Here is a 14788-nt window from a genome sequence, read left to right on the forward strand (position 1 = left end):
GCTTTTATCACTAATCTGTGTCTCTGTTATGAGGGGCGTCACCCCTTTTTGATAATCTTTAACTAAGCTGAACTGGTGTCGGCTTCATTTAAGTGCATACCCGTATGATTTTAAGTTTGTCAATGAAATCTGAAAAAAGCGCAAAAAAACTTAATCTAGAATCAACATTACAAGGATTAAACCTCTACGAAGCTTGTATCGAGTTTGATTGCACCACAGAAGACGTTATCAAGCTATTTGAGGAAAATCCGCTGCTACCGGGTTTAATTGTAATGGAGCGGAATCAGCTTGTTGGCATGATTTCCCGACGACGGTTTTTTGAATACATCAGCCGCCGCTACAGCTTGGAATTGTTTGCCAAACGACCTTTGCGTGAAATTCCAGCTTCGCCTTTTAGCGAATCGCTGTATCAATTTAGCCATACCCAAATTTTAGTTTTTCCCTCCTACTCTTCGATTACAGCAGCAGTGCGGGAATCTTTGAAGCGATCGCCTGAATTAATTTATGAACCAATTATCGTTCAAACCGCACCAGGTGTCTATAAACTATTGGATGTACATCAACTTTTGATGGCACAGTCAGAGCTGCATGAGATAACGATGGCAGCTTATAAGCAGATGGGAATAGCGCTGCAAGAAGCAAAAAACCAACTTTTAGCTGTTTTAGATGCCGTACCAGGATTTGTTTCTTGGATTGGTTCAGATTTACACTATTTGGGAGTCAACCAGCATTTAGCAGAATCATTTAACTTATCACCAGAAGAATTTATCGGTCAGAAAGTTGGATGTTTTGACAGCAGCAACCAGTTTACTGAATTGATAGAAGATTTTTTTAAATCTCCAGCCCAAACTACTTGCCAAGAAGCGATCGCACAAATTAATGGCAGCGCTCGGAGTTATCTAATTGTAGCTCAAAAGTATAATCAGAACCAAGCTGCTGTTACAGTAGGCATTGATATCACCCAACGCAAGATATTAGAAGAAGAACTGCGGGCATCCCTAGAGCGGGAAAAAGAACTTGGCAAACTCAAATCTCGCTTTATTTCTATGACCTCCCATGAATTCCGTACTCCCCTTAGTACCATCCTCTCTTCTGCCGAATTATTAGAACATTACAGCCACAACTGGACTGAAGAGAAAAAAATCGTCCACTACGATCGCATTCAATCATCTGTTAACCGGATGATTAGATTGCTAGATGATGTGCTAACCATTGGAAAAGCTGAAACAGGAAGTTTATATTTCAAACCTTCACCTGTGAATTTAGAACAATTTTGTTTGGAATTAGTAGGAGAGTTACAGCCAACCGAAGGTAATCCGCACCCGATCAACTTTATTAATCACTGCCAACACACCTATTATTACCTTGATGATAAGCTGCTACGCCATATTCTGACAAATTTGCTTTCAAACGCTATAAAATATTCACAGGAAGGTAGCGAAGTTAAATTAGAAATCTTCCATAAAAAAGGAAGAATAACCTTTAAAATTGAAGATAAAGGCATTGGTATTCCAGAGCAAGATCGCCAGTGCCTGTTTGAGTCATTCCATCGAGCCGCAAATGTTGGCAACATCCCCGGAACTGGACTTGGATTGGCAATTGTGAAAAAATGTGTGGAGCTGCACTCTGGAGAGATTACGGTAGACAGTCAACTGGGAGTAGGTACTAACTTTACAGTCACGCTACCAGTTAGCAGTCGGCTTTCAGCTTTTGCGCGCAAGAGTAAGTTGCCACAATATGCTAAACACAAACATTGATTCCACAGCGAAAATAATCAAAGCCACTAAAGCAATTCTCATTCATTGTAAACTGTAGCGCGGGCATCACAACGACAGGCTCTCCGGCTGTTAGGTTATGACAAAGATTTTGGTAATTGAAGACGAGACATCAATCAGAGAGAACATTCTGGAGTTGTTGAAGGCAGAGGGTTACAACGCTCTTGCTGCGGAAAATGGTCAGATAGGGTTGCAGTTGGCTACTGAACAACTCCCAGATTTGATTATCTCGGATGCGCGGATGCCAAAACTCGATGGTTATGGTGTATTGACGGCGCTACGATCTAACGCTGTGACAGCGACAATTCCCTTCATTTTTCTCACAGCCAAAGCTGCTAAAACTGATTTGCGTCAAGGGATGGAATTGGGTGCAGACGACTACCTCGCCAAGCCGTTTACTAGAGGCGAGTTATTGAGAGCGATTGCTACACGTTTGGAAAAACAGGCAGCAGTTAACCGACAATCGCAACAGCAACTCAATAATTTACGTACCAATATCACCCTTACCCTTCCCCACGAACTTCATACACCCCTTAATGGAATCTTGTGCGGTTCGCAATTACTAATTGATGAAGCCAACGACCTAGAACCGCAAGAAATCCTAGAAATAGCAGGTGATATTCGTACCTCTGCGGAACGTTTATCTAAATTAGTTCAGAATTTTTTACTGTACGCTCAACTAGAACTAATTGGAACCGATCCAGAGCAAATAGAAGCGTTACGACAAAATAGCCGCACTGATTCCGCTAAAAACGCCATAATAGACGCAGCAACTCAAAAAGCTAAGCAAGCTGGTAGAGAAATGGATTTAGTATTAGACCTGCAAGATGCATCTGTCTCCATTTCTCAGAAAAAACTGCAAAAAATTGTTGAAGAACTGGTAGACAATGCCTGTAAGTTTTCCTCTCCCAGAAGTAAGATTCGCGTCGCTAGTAAGTATGAAAATAGCACTTTTGTGCTGTTTATAACTGACTATGGCAAGGGAATGACAGTAGAACAAATTGCGATGATGGGAGCTTATATGCGATTTGAGCGCAAACTTTCGTCGCAGCAAGGGCCTGGCTTAGGGCTGCTAATTGCTAAACACTTAATCGAGCTGCACGGTGGAGAATTAGAAGTTGATAGTATTCCCCAGGAGAAAACTATCGTGCGCGTTGCTTTGCCAATAGCAAATTGAAAATGCTAACTTTTTAATTTACGAATTTCCGTCTTTAATTCTGATTCAACCAGGGAAACTGAGAAGCAACATCATCAGGTTCTTCAATTATATCAGCCATATCCCCGTGGTAGTTCTTGTTAATGAAAGCAGCTTTGCTCTTCAAATGTTTAGGTACATAACAAAGGTTAACAGGGAGTCCGTGGAAAAGTAAAAATTCTGCTAGATGTTCGGGATGAATATATATACCCTCCTGATGCAGTCGCTGCAACATTTCCAAAAAAGTAGGCCAACGTTGATTGGTTTGAGGCTGAGGTGATGATGTAACGCTAGATGTATTAGAGGAAATATTGTTGGTCATAGTGTCTTGAGAGATACTTAATTTTTCTCCGGATTTAAGGCATGATAATTGCCTTTTCCTAGTCTACAAAATTTTTAGATTTAGCGAATTGCGGTGATCCCCATACTTATGCTAGATGCCATTTTCGTGAATCGCTGCTATGCGCTAAGCTGTCCTATGCCGTTTTTATGGTCTACACAACAATTGGAGTGTGGCAAATGCAACAAATAAGCTAAATCCAGGCAAAATTGAAATGTTAGCCCAATCATATAGCTTTAAATTTACAAATTCCATGAATTTAGGCAAAATAGCTGTCATTCAAGGTGATATTACCCAGCAAAAGGTAGATGCGATCGCTAATGCGGCGAATACCTCTTTACTCGGTGGCGGCGGTGTCGATGGGGCAATTCACCGAGCTGCTGGGCCAGAATTGTTGGTAGAATGTCGCCAGCTCAAGGGCTGCGCCACAGGTCAGGCAAAGATTACCAAGGGTTATAATCTTCCTGCTAAATGGGTAATTCATACAGTCGGCCCTATTTGGCAGGGAGGCAACTATCAGGAGGATGAGCTTTTAGCTAGTTGTTATCGCAGTTGTCTAGCTATAGCAAAGCAATACGAGATACGCAGCATCGCTTTTCCTGCTATCAGCACGGGTGTCTATGGGTTCCCGATAGAACGCGCCGCCCGAATTGCTGTGAGTGAGGTAAAAAAGTTTCTGGAGGGGAATGCCTCAGTCGAACAGGTGATTTTTGTATGCTTTGGGGAATCAGCCTACAATTCTTATCGTGCTGCTATCAATGAAATTTTACAGGCAGAATAGCGATCGCTTCTTCAATCCTCTTTACTGTTGCTACTCCAGCTGGGTATCTCCTCCACCATCGCTGGTTATATTGACAATGGCGTTCATTCTTTTGCGAGTATAAAAATGTCCAAATCGGGTAACAAAATCGCACCCGCGCCTATGCCAGGGACGATTAACGTCGTGGATCTAGTTGATAATTACTTCAGTGCCTACAACTCCGCTCGTCTGCGAGAAATGTGTCACCTGTTGAGTCGCGAGGTATTACAAGAAGGTGTCACAGTCGGAGTTAGCCTATCCGGTGCTATGACACCAACTGGGATGGGAGTAGGAATTTTAGCACCACTGATCCGCCACGGCTTTATTGACTGGATGATCAGCACGGGTGCTAATCTTTACCACGATATGCACTTTGGTTTGGGTTTTGACCTTTATACAGGTAATCCGTTTGTTGATGATGTCAAGTTGCGCGAGGAAGGCACCATTCGCATTTATGACATCGTTTTTGGCTACGACGTGTTGCTCGAAACCGATGCCTTCATCCGCAAGATTCTGCAAGCCGAACCGTTCCAGAAGCGGATGGGAACTGCCGAATTTCACTACTTGCTAGGCAAATATGTTCGGGAAGTAGAAAAGCAAGTTGGGGTAAAAAATTCTAGTTTGTTAGCGACTGCTTATGAGTGTGGCGTTCCCATTTATACTTCTTCCCCCGGAGATAGTTCGATTGGGATGAACGTCGCGGCTTTGTCGCTGGAAGGGTCAAAATTAATAATAGATCCATCCCTAGACGTGAACGAGACAGCTGCGATCGCATACTGCGCCCGTGAAACTGGCAACCCAGATGTAGAAGGTAAAAGCGCTGCTGTCATCATTGGCGGCGGTAGCCCGAAAAACTTCCTGCTGCAAACCCAACCGCAACTTCACGAAGTGCTGGGATTAGAAGAACGAGGTCACGACTACTTCGTTCAAGTCACCGATGCTCGTCCAGATACAGGTGGTTTGTCTGGTGCTACCCCAAGCGAAGCCGTCAGCTGGGGCAAAATTGATCCGGAAGAGTTACCCAGCACGATTGTCTGTTACACCGACAGCACCATTGCCCTACCGATTATCACTGCCTACGTGATGAACCAGTGCCAGCCTCGCGCTTTAAAGCGGTTGTATGACAGGCGGGAAGAAATGTTGGATAAATTGCGTACAGATTATCTGGCGGCAAAAACCCAGCCAATTGAAGACATCCCGGCTGCTGTTGCTGAGAGTGCTTCTGGTGAGCAACCTGTAGCAACTTATCCCTGCGGCAGGGTGATTCCTAATACTCAGTAGTATTTCTCGTTCCCAGTCTCTGACTGGGAATGCTGATTTTGTTAGCGAAGCGGCGCGTAAGCACGGTGCCTGATATTTTCTGTCTTACGAGGGAAGTTGAGCCTAGGAACGAGGAAGTTTAGCAGTCACTACATACCACATATTATTTGGTAACGTCCGCTTGTGGAGAAACTTCGCTTCCAAGTCATCTTGCTGCAAAATTTGAATGTCAGATAAGCTTTTTTCTCTCAGCCATGCTTCCATCTCATTGCTATACATACCAAATAGATATGGCTCACCGATTTCACTGAGTTTATCAATGCTGGAAGCTATACCTGGAACTAAATCGTTTTTGAAAGTCATTAGTGGTGAACAACAGTCAAAGACGAAAACTGAACCTGGTGCCATTTGCGCTTTGATGAAGTCGAGGAAATTGGAAACACTCTCTTTGGGCAAATAGTAGCTAACTCCTTGCCAGATATAAGCAGTAGGAATTGTTTTGTCAAAACCATACTGAAAAATACTGCTGAGATTGTCTTGATTGAAATCTAGAGGAATGTGTGACAACCCTGGAGGAATATTGCCTAATCTTTCAATCAAGTATCTCTTTTTATCATCAATTGTCTGCGGTAGATCGACTTCAAAGGTGACAATAGAATTCTCTCTCACACAAGGAAGGCGGAAAAATCTCGTGTCGTAACCTGCTCCTAGAAGGATAAGCTGTTTACATCCTGACGCGATCGCATCTTCAATCGCTTCATCACCATGCTTTTCTCTGAGAATCGTGTACCAGTAAGCAATCTGCTGAAATCTTTCCGCATCATCTTTTGCGGAATCAACATTCAGAGGATTCTCTTGAAGAGAGCTTACTATCGATTCATCAAAAAACCAGCCGACGTACTCATCCTTTAAAATCGCTTCGCTGTGAAACTGATGAGCCAGTTTTAGCATGGCAGTTCCCTTATTGGTTGACTTGCCCCACTCAATGCTCATAAACTTCTCCTGTTTCTCGTTCTCAAGCTGAGCCTGGTAACAAGCATAATTATTTACAGTGGCTTTTGGGCAGGCACACCAACAGCACGGGGAAATTCTCTCGGTGTGGGTGCCACTTTCCGGAGGTAAAGACAGTGACGAATGCTTCCACTACAAGGAGTAGTAAATTCCTCGATGGATTCAACAATGCCGCCTAATTTTTCTAGGGCTGGTTGTAGGGTATCGTTTTCCTCAGTTGTCCACTGTCCGCGATAGAGGATGGCTAACCCGCCGCGTTTCAGCAATGGTAGCGCATACTCGGCACAGACAGAAGGCTCAGCTACTGCCCTGATTAGAGCGAGGTTGTAAGCATTTCGGTCAGAAGGATATTGACCGATTTCTTCAGCTCTACCAGTAATTGTATTGACATTTGTCAGACCCAGCTCTGAGGTCGTATTTTCCAGAAAGGCGATTTTTTTACGGGTGGCATCGAGTAAGCTGACAGTGTAATTAGGGAAAGCGATCGCTATCGGAATTCCCGGAAATCCTGCCCCAGTTCCAATATCGATCGCTTTGCCAGATAAACCAGCAATTTTTTCAGATTTCTGGCTAAAAATTCCCCGCAGAGAATCCCACAGGTGTTTTTCCCAGAACTCCTCCGGTGACGTAATCCTGGTTAAGTTCAGCTGGCGGTTCCCTGCCAAAATCAACTCATAAAGCTGCTGAAATAGCTTTTGCTGTTCACTATCAGGTTGCCAACCCAGTGTTTGCTGCCATACATCAGCCATCTCAGGCAGTATTGGCATTTCGATATCGCTCATTTTTCTATGGTCATTAGTTATTGGTGCTGACTAATGACTAATGACTGCTTCGATTTTAGATCCTAGCGTCCCGGGGTCTACCGATTGTAATTCTCCACGATCGATTGTCCAGCATTGGTCAGCGATCGCTAATAAGTCACTTGCATCGTGAGTGACCACCAACAACGTCCAATGAGTTTTTAGTTTACCTAATAACTTCACCAACTGAAGCCGCATTGACCAATCTAGCCCCGCTGTTGGTTCATCCAACAAAAGTAAATGTGGTTGGCGAATCAGCTGTACTGCTAGAGCAAGGCGGCGCTGCTGACCCCCGCTCAGAGAATGCGGTGACGTGGAAAGCGACAGATGATCTAAACTTACTTCACAAAGAGCTGCCTTGACTTTTTCAGCTCCCAACTCTGGATGACCCAGCCGCAGTTCCTCTAAAATCGTACCACCGCAGAAATGCCGCTCCGGAAACTGAAATACCAATCCTGCCAGCTGTTGCAGGTGTTCGGGAGTGAGTTCCTGGTCTCGCCAGAAAACACCGCCATCGGTTTTTTCTGCCAGACCTGCCAAAATTTCCAAAAATGTGCTTTTGCCAGATCCACTTGGCCCAATCACAAGACCAAGGCCGTTTGGCGCTAGTTCTAAATTAATGGAATTCAGGATAGCAGTTGGGGTAGCGGGGGGGTGATAAGTCAGGTTTTTGAGATAGAGCATCAATTCTGGGAGTAGAAAAGAAAAAATTGCCAAACTTGTAAGGGCATCATCCTAAGCGAATTAGCCTGCTTTAATTTTTACTTAAAATAAGTGGGAATAAAAAAACTGCATCTAGAAACCTGTTTTTCGGACAACGGATTTGCCACTGACGAACAAACTAACCGAATTTTTCTGGAACCTGAAATTATTAATAGCGTCAAACTGTTGGATCGCTCTTTTTGTTAAAGGGTGACTAATTATACACTGCTTGTCTCAGAATGTTCAGGTATCACAGCAGCGTATCTTACGGTGTTGTTAGATAGCATTGAAAATTAGAGACAGCATTCACTCAAGCTAATGGTTTAGTGAGGATGACGATCATGGCTCGGTTTTCTGTACAATTGCGGATTGTTGGCGCGATCGCTAGTGCTTCCTTGACTGCACTCAGTTTATTCCCTACCCCTACTCTAGCTGGCGATCCCTTCCGTTCCAGCAACTCAGGGCAGATTGGAAACCAGACTGAAGCTGCTTTCAAGGCTATCTTTGAGACGGGGAACTATCCACAAGCAAAGCTTTACCTACAACAAGCGGAATCTAGTGAACCTAATGAACCGCTCGTCTACGCAATGCGGGCATCTTTAGCTTACACTGAGCAGGACTGGAATAGCGTTAACACTTACGCTGAGAAAACTCTCAAAACGGCTGAACAGCTAACTACCAGAAATCCTTTGCGTGGCAATTTATACACAGCAGTTGGGCATTTCTTACAGGGTGCATATAACCTTAGTCTTGTCAATAACGATCCCATCAAAGGCGGTTCTCAAGCTTTGAATAAGTTGCAGGAGGTATTCACATATCTGGATAAGGCGGAAAAAGTAGGTTCTGACGACGCAGAACTCAACTTACTTAAGGGGTATATGGATTTGATGATGGCTGTCAATTTACCATTTTCTAATCCCAAGCAAGCAATTGAACGCTTAGAAAAAGCAGGCCCCTCTTATTTGGCTTATCGTGGGATTGCAGTTGGACACCGGGATTTGAAAGACTACGACAAGGCGCTGGAATATGTAAATCGCGCTTTGGCAGTAACGCCCAACAATCCAGAGGTACACTATTTAAAAGCTCAAATCTTAGTCGCGAAAGGCAAGAAGCAAAAAGACCAATCTCTTTTCAATGAAGCTAAGAAGGATTTCAACGCCGCTTTAGCAAAACCTAATCAACTTCCCAAAACCCTTGTAGCACAAATGTTCTATGAGCAGTGCAAAAACCAAAAAAGCGTTGATAGTAAAGAACGGGATTGCGATGGGATGCGAGATAAAATTAGGGATGCAAGTGGTAGTTGGGGCCCTGCAAAAATGCCACCCCTAGAATAGATAGTTTAAAACAATGCACGTAATTTTTCGCGAGTATAATCCTTTTGACCTGTGGATTTGGCTGGAGTTCAGCATAACTCCTTCTCAAATGGAAAAGCAGTACGTTGAAGAAGTGTTTAACTCCTGGTTTTTCTTGGGAAAACTGGGAGGTTTTAATGCTGAAAATATCCAGGTTCAGGATACTGGTTTGGATATCAGCTATATGGATTATGACACTGACGCGGCTGAAAATAGTATGGTTTCGCTCATGCACAATATGGGCGAATTTGAGTATGAGGGGAATTGGGCGAGATGCTGGTTTGATTTGGGAACGAGTGATGCGATCGCGCTTGATATCGTGATTAACGCACTCAAACAGTTAAGCAACGAATACGTAACTCTGGAACGCCTGTACATTGGCGGCGAAAACGAGGATTGGCCTATTAAAGGTAGCGAGAGTCGGTCTGCTTTTATTTACGACGAGAATTAGGACAAACGATGCACAAAGAAGGTCAGATTCGGCTGCTGGTACTGGGTTTAATTCGAGATGGCGAGAAGTCGCAAGGGGGATATGCCAAAGGCGATCGCATCTTTATATCTGAAGGCTATGACCCCGTTAAGCAGGAAACCTTTTATCGCGCTTTAGGCGGCGGCGTTGACTTTGGAGAAACCAGTGAGATAGCCTTGAAACGCGAATTTCAAGAAGAAATCCAGGCAGAATTAACTAACATTCGTTATCTGGGCTGTCTGGAAAATATCTTTGTGTTCAACGGCAAGCCTGGTCACGAAATTATTCAATTGTATGAATGCGATTTTGCCGATCCCAAGTTTTATCAGATGGAACAAATTCCTTTTGCTGAAGGCGATAGGAAAAAAACAGCACTTTGGGTAGATATTAACCGCTTTAAATCGGGAGAATTACGGTTAGTGCCAGAGCAGTTTTTTGATTACTTGTAAAAATGCAAGGGCAACTAAAGAATGTTCCCCGATCTAGTTCCCAGACTCAGCCTGGGAACTAACTTTTGAAAACACCCCTTTCGATGAAATTATCAGGCTCCGGCACCATAACGGCATTCCCAAGCGGAGCCTGGAAGATAAGGCAGACTCCCTAAAATAAAGCCTGAGTCGGCAGGCTTTATTTATGCGCCAGACCAAAGTCTGAGCGCCTTTTTTAGCGGAACATACTGCTGACAGAACTATCTTCGTGAATCCGCCAGATAGTTTCACCTATCACATTGGCTACTGAAAGTACCGTCAACTGTTGAAAGCGATCGCGCTCAGGAACCGGGATGGTATTTGTGACAATCACTTCCTCAAATACACCACTCGAAAGGCGATCAATTGCTGGAGGCGAGAAAACCGCATGGGTAGCACAAGCATATACCTGACGCGCGCCCTCTTGTCGTAATAACCTAGCGCCTTCAGAGATGGTGCCGCCAGTATCGATCATGTCGTCTACCAAGACGGCTGTTTTACCCTCGACATCACCGATCAGATTCATCACTTCCGCCACGTTATGCGCCTGCCGACGCTTATCAATAATTGCCAGCGGCGCATCGTTTAGCTTTTTGGCAAATGCTCTAGCTCTAGCCACACCACCCACATCGGGTGAAACTACAACCAGATCGGATAGTTGCTTATTTGCCAGATAATCTATCAGTACAGGTGAGCCGTAAACATGGTCAAATGGAATATCAAAATAGCCCTGAATTTGGGCTGAATGTAAATCCATTGCCAGAATGCGGCTGGCTCCAGCCTCAGTAATCAGGTTCGCAACCAGCTTGGCGGTAATTGACTCGCGCCCCGCTGTTTTGCGGTCTGCCCTGGCATAGCCATAGTAAGGAATTACTGCGGTTATTTGCCGCGCTGATGCTCTACGACAAGCATCAACCATAATCAACAACTCCATCAAGTGATCGTTCACTGGTTGGCAAGTTGGCTGAATTAGGTAAACATCACATCCCCGAATCGATTCCTGAATTTGAATGTAAAGCTCTCCATCAGCAAACCGCTTGCGAACCATTGGTCCCAAGTCCATGCCAAGATAGCGAGCAACTTCCTGAGATAGTGGCACATTAGCAGAGCCGGAAAACAGTCGCAGACGGTTGTTGTCCGCAATCGGTGGCAGTGTAGGCTGAAGCGTTAAAGTTGGAGAACGGAGCACAGCAGACCCTCAAGAGCTACTTCAATCGCAATCTTATCATTCTCACTCAAAATCGCTCTATGATTTCTTTGTAAATAAGGTATAAATGTGTGAATCAATCGTCACACAATATCTAAAAAGTTAATCTGTAAACAAAAAAAATTAACTTGCTATTGTTATGTTTGAGGTCTATCTGGTCAATTAAGCTGGAAACGGCACACCATTTACATAGAATAGCCTACAAGCAAAAAGCAGCAAGTAGATTGTAAAATTGTAGAGTCTACGTATTTATGCTGATATTGGACTGAAATTTGATTTCATTTACTTCAGTCTAACTAAGCTAAACTTTATTGGCAAAGACGCTTTTGATTTAACAAGTTGAACAACACGAGCGTCGGCGAGTGCGCCTTACGCGATCGCTACCTATGGCTGTGAGAGCAGCGTCTGACAAAAAAGCGTAAGCGGCAGCATTTGGCACAATAGATCGTAGGGCTTAGTCTCGAATTCAGCTTGATATTATAACTAACAATGGTGAGATTGGTAAGTTGTTAATATTATTTTCCCAGCCCCCAATCCCCCATCCCCACTCCCTTCCTCCCCAGTCCCCAGTCACTGTTTATGCAACCACCAATTCCCATTGGAACAATTCTGCAAAACCGCTACCGCTTGATCGGCGTTCTCGGTCAGGGGGGGTTTGGCCGAACTTATCTAGCAGAAGACCAAGGGCGCTTTAATGAAAGCTGCGCCCTCAAGGAGTTGATTCCGCCCTCGGATTCGACTAACCTGCTGGATAAGGCAAGGGAACTGTTTCAACGGGAGGCAACAACTCTCTATCAAATTCAGCACCCCCAGATTCCCCAGTTCCGGGCTACTTTTGAGCAAGACCAGCGCTTGTTCTTGGTGCAGGACTATGTAGAGGGGAAGACTTATCGCACACTGTTGGATGAGCGTCGCACTCAGGGTAGCGCCTTCTCGGAGGCGGAAGTATTGCAATTTTTGCGGAATTTGTTGCCAGTCTTGGCGCACATTCACAAATTCGGCATTATTCACCGGGATATTGCGCCGGACAATATTATTTTGCGAGAAAGCGATCGCCTGCCCGTTCTCATCGATTTTGGCGTGGTGAAGGAACTGGCAACCCGGTTTCACTCACCGAATGTAACAATGCCAATAGCGACAACGGTGGGTAAGTTGGGTTACGCCCCCAGCGAACAAATGCAGTCAGGGCGTGCTTATCCCTCAAGTGACCTCTACGCTTTAGCGGTGACTTGTATAGTGCTGCTAACTGGCAAAGAACCACGAGAATTATTTGATGATGTCCAGCTGGTTTGGAATTGGCGCAAGTGGGTCAATGTCAGCGATGGCTTGGCACAAGTGCTAGATCGGATGTTGAGTTATCGACCAGGCGATCGCTACCAAGGTGCCGGAGAAGTCATGCAATCACTGCAAGCTTTGACTAATCCTACCTTTGCGCCACCTCCACCCCAGCCTTATTACATCTCCCCACCCCCCGTCAATCCTCCCCAACCTACCCAACCAGGCCCGGTAACTCCCCCACCACCAGCCCCAACTCCACAGCCTCCAAAGCCGACTACCTCCCAGATAAACACAGTAGCTGTCGGACGGCGGCCAGATCCGGTCAATCCCACCCCCAACACGCCAAATCGGCCAGATCCCAATCCCAACGTCGGTCGTCCAAATCGGCCCGATCCAGTAATTCCGGAAGTAAGCGATCGCCCGACTTTTTTACAAGACCCGTGGGCGATTGGTTTCCTTACACTTTGTCTGGCTTTACTAGCTGGTTTCGGATCTTGGGCGCTAGTTAGTGCTTTCAATCGGCAACAGCCGCAACCAACACCAACCCCCGTATTCACTGATACCCCAGCACCGACACTTAGCCCGACACCCACGCCTACGCCAACACCCAGTCCCACCCCCACGCCCAATCAGGAACCTGTTACTTATAGCCAGCGCCTAGAAATAGCGACCGGCCAAACCATTACCAAACAAGGAAATCTCAAAGAGAACGAAACACTTAATTACACCATTTCTGGCGAACAAGGACAACAGCTAGATACCTTCCTGAGTGGCGAAGGCGTTTTAATGACGGTGTTGGGGCCAGACCAAACGCCTCTCAATGAGCGTGCCAAGCGGGTTCTGGGCTGGAGAGGCACCCTCCCCTATACAGGTAACTACACTATTGCCCTGAGTCCCATTAAAGGGCTGCAAGCGAGCGAATACAACTTGCAGATTAGCCTGAGCAACCCTACACCTACACCGACACCGACACCAACACCGACACCTACACCTACACCAACGCCGACTGGTGGCGAATTTGACGTTGAGCCGATTAGCTTCCCACCAGGCGAGCAAGCAGTGCAGGTTTCGGCTAGAACCAGCCCGCAAAGGATTAAGCGTTATTTGGTGAATGTTCGGCGTGGGCAGAGACTAAAGGTGGATATCCAGCCTGGAGGGGCAACTTTGGATCTTCGCTTTCCTAGCGGTCGCCTAGTGCCAGACGCTTCTGGCGTTTTGGCTTGGGAATTTGAGGCACCTCGTAGCGGTGAGTATCAAATTGATGTGATAGCGTCCCAGGATACTGCCTTTACTCTGGATATTGCTGTGCGGTAATAGGGACTGGGGACTGGTGACTACGGACTAGGTAAGACTTTTTCCCAATTCCCCCATTCCCAATTCCCAATTCCCCCATTCCCAACTAACTGAAAACTACTTTGAACACATTACTAATTACTGGAACCGATACGGACGCTGGGAAAACAGTTTTGACAACGGCTTTGGCGGCTTATTGGCAGACGTATTATTCTGCTAAAAGTTTAGGGATAATGAAGCCGATTCAGTCGGGAACTGGAGATAGGGAACTTTACAATCAGCTATTTTCCCTGAATCAATCTCTGGATGAAATTAACCCTTTGTATTTCCAAGCACCTCTAGCACCTCCCATAGCAGCCGAGCGAGAAGGAGCGAATATTGATTTGGGCAAAGCTTGGCAAGCGTTTCAAAATCTACAGCGATCGCGTGATTTTTTGCTAGTGGAAGCGCTGGGGGGATTGGGTTCGCCTGTGACGTATGAACTCACTGTGGCAGATTTGGCGCGGGATTGGGGTTTACCAACGGTTTTGGTAGTACCTGTAAGATTGGGCGCGATCGCGCAAGCTGTCGCTAATGTCGCTCTTGCTCGTCAATCTGGTGTCAAACTTAAAGGCATTGTCCTCAATTGCACTCAACCTCGTTCAGACCAAGAAATTGCCGATTTGACACCAGTAGACTTGATTCAGTCTTTAACCAATGCGCCAGTTTTTGGCATCATCCCCCATCTAGCTGACGCGACCGATCTAGCCAAACTGACACAAGTTGCGTCACAGTTAGATATAGAGAGGATTTTAGATTTTAAATTTTAGATTTTGTATTTTCAGTTGTTGGTTGCTTTTG

General features: G+C 45.4%; 14 protein-coding genes. 9 read left to right on the top strand and 5 right to left on the bottom strand.

The window, feature by feature from the left end:
* Positions 1 to 122 precede the first annotated feature (122 nt).
* On the top strand, positions 123 to 1757 hold the full coding sequence (locus H6F66_RS10405; RefSeq protein WP_199313316.1) for an ATP-binding protein: 1635 nt from the start codon (positions 123 to 125) through the stop codon (positions 1755 to 1757).
* A gap of 97 nt (positions 1758 to 1854) precedes the next feature.
* Positions 1855 to 2952 carry a response regulator gene (locus tag H6F66_RS10410; RefSeq protein WP_190420867.1) on the top strand — a complete coding sequence of 366 codons (1098 nt, stop codon included), beginning with the start codon at positions 1855 to 1857 and terminating at the stop codon, positions 2950 to 2952.
* A gap of 34 nt (positions 2953 to 2986) precedes the next feature.
* Here the strand turns inward: H6F66_RS10410 and H6F66_RS10415 are convergent, their stop codons facing one another.
* The gene (locus tag H6F66_RS10415) at positions 2987 to 3292 is read right to left on the bottom strand and encodes a hypothetical protein (protein WP_190420869.1); all 306 of its coding nucleotides are present in this window, start codon (positions 3290 to 3292) and stop codon (positions 2987 to 2989) included.
* 271 nt (positions 3293 to 3563) lie between these two features.
* Here H6F66_RS10415 and H6F66_RS10420 point away from each other — a divergent pair, with 271 nt between their 5' ends.
* Positions 3564 to 4091, top strand: coding sequence for an O-acetyl-ADP-ribose deacetylase (locus H6F66_RS10420; protein ID WP_190420871.1), 528 nt, complete (start codon positions 3564 to 3566; stop codon positions 4089 to 4091).
* 105 nt (positions 4092 to 4196) lie between these two features.
* Positions 4197 to 5390, top strand: a complete 1194-nt coding sequence (gene speY, locus H6F66_RS10425; protein WP_190420873.1) for a deoxyhypusine synthase — start codon at positions 4197 to 4199, stop codon at positions 5388 to 5390.
* 102 nt (positions 5391 to 5492) lie between these two features.
* Here the strand turns inward: speY and H6F66_RS10430 are convergent, their stop codons facing one another.
* Genes H6F66_RS10430 through H6F66_RS10440 form a run of 3 tightly spaced genes read right to left on the bottom strand, consistent with a single transcriptional unit; the run spans position 5493 to position 7864 of the window.
* Positions 5493 to 6362 carry an SAM-dependent methyltransferase gene (locus tag H6F66_RS10430; RefSeq protein WP_190420875.1) on the bottom strand — a complete coding sequence of 290 codons (870 nt, stop codon included), beginning with the start codon at positions 6360 to 6362 and terminating at the stop codon, positions 5493 to 5495.
* Between the two features lie 53 nt (positions 6363 to 6415).
* Positions 6416 to 7162, bottom strand: a complete 747-nt coding sequence (rsmG, locus tag H6F66_RS10435; protein WP_190420876.1) for a 16S rRNA (guanine(527)-N(7))-methyltransferase RsmG — start codon at positions 7160 to 7162, stop codon at positions 6416 to 6418.
* A gap of 30 nt (positions 7163 to 7192) precedes the next feature.
* A complete protein-coding gene (locus tag H6F66_RS10440) occupies positions 7193 to 7864 on the bottom strand; it encodes an energy-coupling factor ABC transporter ATP-binding protein (RefSeq protein ID WP_190420878.1) in 672 nt (223 codons plus the stop codon).
* 359 nt (positions 7865 to 8223) lie between these two features.
* Between H6F66_RS10440 and H6F66_RS10445 the strand changes: the two genes are divergently transcribed.
* Genes H6F66_RS10445 through H6F66_RS10455 form a run of 3 tightly spaced genes read left to right on the top strand, consistent with a single transcriptional unit; the run spans position 8224 to position 10152 of the window.
* A complete protein-coding gene (locus H6F66_RS10445; protein WP_190420880.1) occupies positions 8224 to 9216 on the top strand; it encodes a Sll0314/Alr1548 family TPR repeat-containing protein in 993 nt (330 codons plus the stop codon).
* A gap of 13 nt (positions 9217 to 9229) precedes the next feature.
* Entirely contained in the window at positions 9230 to 9685 is a 456-nt protein-coding gene (locus tag H6F66_RS10450) for a DUF3531 family protein (protein WP_190420882.1), read from the top strand.
* 8 nt (positions 9686 to 9693) lie between these two features.
* On the top strand, positions 9694 to 10152 hold the full coding sequence (locus H6F66_RS10455) for an NUDIX hydrolase (RefSeq protein ID WP_190420884.1): 459 nt from the start codon (positions 9694 to 9696) through the stop codon (positions 10150 to 10152).
* A gap of 214 nt (positions 10153 to 10366) precedes the next feature.
* Here the strand turns inward: H6F66_RS10455 and H6F66_RS10460 are convergent, their stop codons facing one another.
* A complete protein-coding gene (locus H6F66_RS10460; protein WP_190420886.1) occupies positions 10367 to 11359 on the bottom strand; it encodes a ribose-phosphate pyrophosphokinase in 993 nt (330 codons plus the stop codon).
* Between the two features lie 597 nt (positions 11360 to 11956).
* Between H6F66_RS10460 and H6F66_RS28865 the strand changes: the two genes are divergently transcribed.
* Complete coding sequence (locus tag H6F66_RS28865; protein ID WP_190420888.1) at positions 11957 to 13969, top strand: serine/threonine-protein kinase; 2013 nt, start codon at positions 11957 to 11959, stop codon at positions 13967 to 13969.
* Between the two features lie 101 nt (positions 13970 to 14070).
* On the top strand, positions 14071 to 14757 hold the full coding sequence (gene bioD / locus H6F66_RS10470) for a dethiobiotin synthase (RefSeq protein WP_190420890.1): 687 nt from the start codon (positions 14071 to 14073) through the stop codon (positions 14755 to 14757).
* The last annotated feature ends 31 nt before the right edge of the window (positions 14758 to 14788 follow it).

Source organism: Trichocoleus sp. FACHB-6 (genome assembly GCF_014695815.1).
In the GTDB taxonomy this organism is placed as follows: domain Bacteria; phylum Cyanobacteriota; class Cyanobacteriia; order Cyanobacteriales; family FACHB-T130; genus Funiculus; species Funiculus sociatus.

Coding starts and splice junctions, on each gene's coding strand:
- H6F66_RS28865 (WP_190420888.1), top strand. CDS start 11,957: ATGCAACCACCAATTCCCATTGGAACAATTCTGCAAAACCGCTACCGC.
- H6F66_RS10405 (WP_199313316.1), top strand. CDS start 123: ATGAAATCTGAAAAAAGCGCAAAAAAACTTAATCTAGAATCAACATTA.
- H6F66_RS10450 (WP_190420882.1), top strand. CDS start 9,230: ATGCACGTAATTTTTCGCGAGTATAATCCTTTTGACCTGTGGATTTGG.
- H6F66_RS10455 (WP_190420884.1), top strand. CDS start 9,694: ATGCACAAAGAAGGTCAGATTCGGCTGCTGGTACTGGGTTTAATTCGA.
- H6F66_RS10445 (WP_190420880.1), top strand. CDS start 8,224: ATGGCTCGGTTTTCTGTACAATTGCGGATTGTTGGCGCGATCGCTAGT.
- H6F66_RS10420 (WP_190420871.1), top strand. CDS start 3,564: ATGAATTTAGGCAAAATAGCTGTCATTCAAGGTGATATTACCCAGCAA.
- H6F66_RS10415 (WP_190420869.1), bottom strand. CDS start 3,292: ATGACCAACAATATTTCCTCTAATACATCTAGCGTTACATCATCACCT.
- rsmG (WP_190420876.1), bottom strand. CDS start 7,162: ATGAGCGATATCGAAATGCCAATACTGCCTGAGATGGCTGATGTATGG.
- speY (WP_190420873.1), top strand. CDS start 4,197: ATGTCCAAATCGGGTAACAAAATCGCACCCGCGCCTATGCCAGGGACG.
- H6F66_RS10430 (WP_190420875.1), bottom strand. CDS start 6,362: ATGAGCATTGAGTGGGGCAAGTCAACCAATAAGGGAACTGCCATGCTA.
- H6F66_RS10440 (WP_190420878.1), bottom strand. CDS start 7,864: ATGCTCTATCTCAAAAACCTGACTTATCACCCCCCCGCTACCCCAACT.
- H6F66_RS10410 (WP_190420867.1), top strand. CDS start 1,855: ATGACAAAGATTTTGGTAATTGAAGACGAGACATCAATCAGAGAGAAC.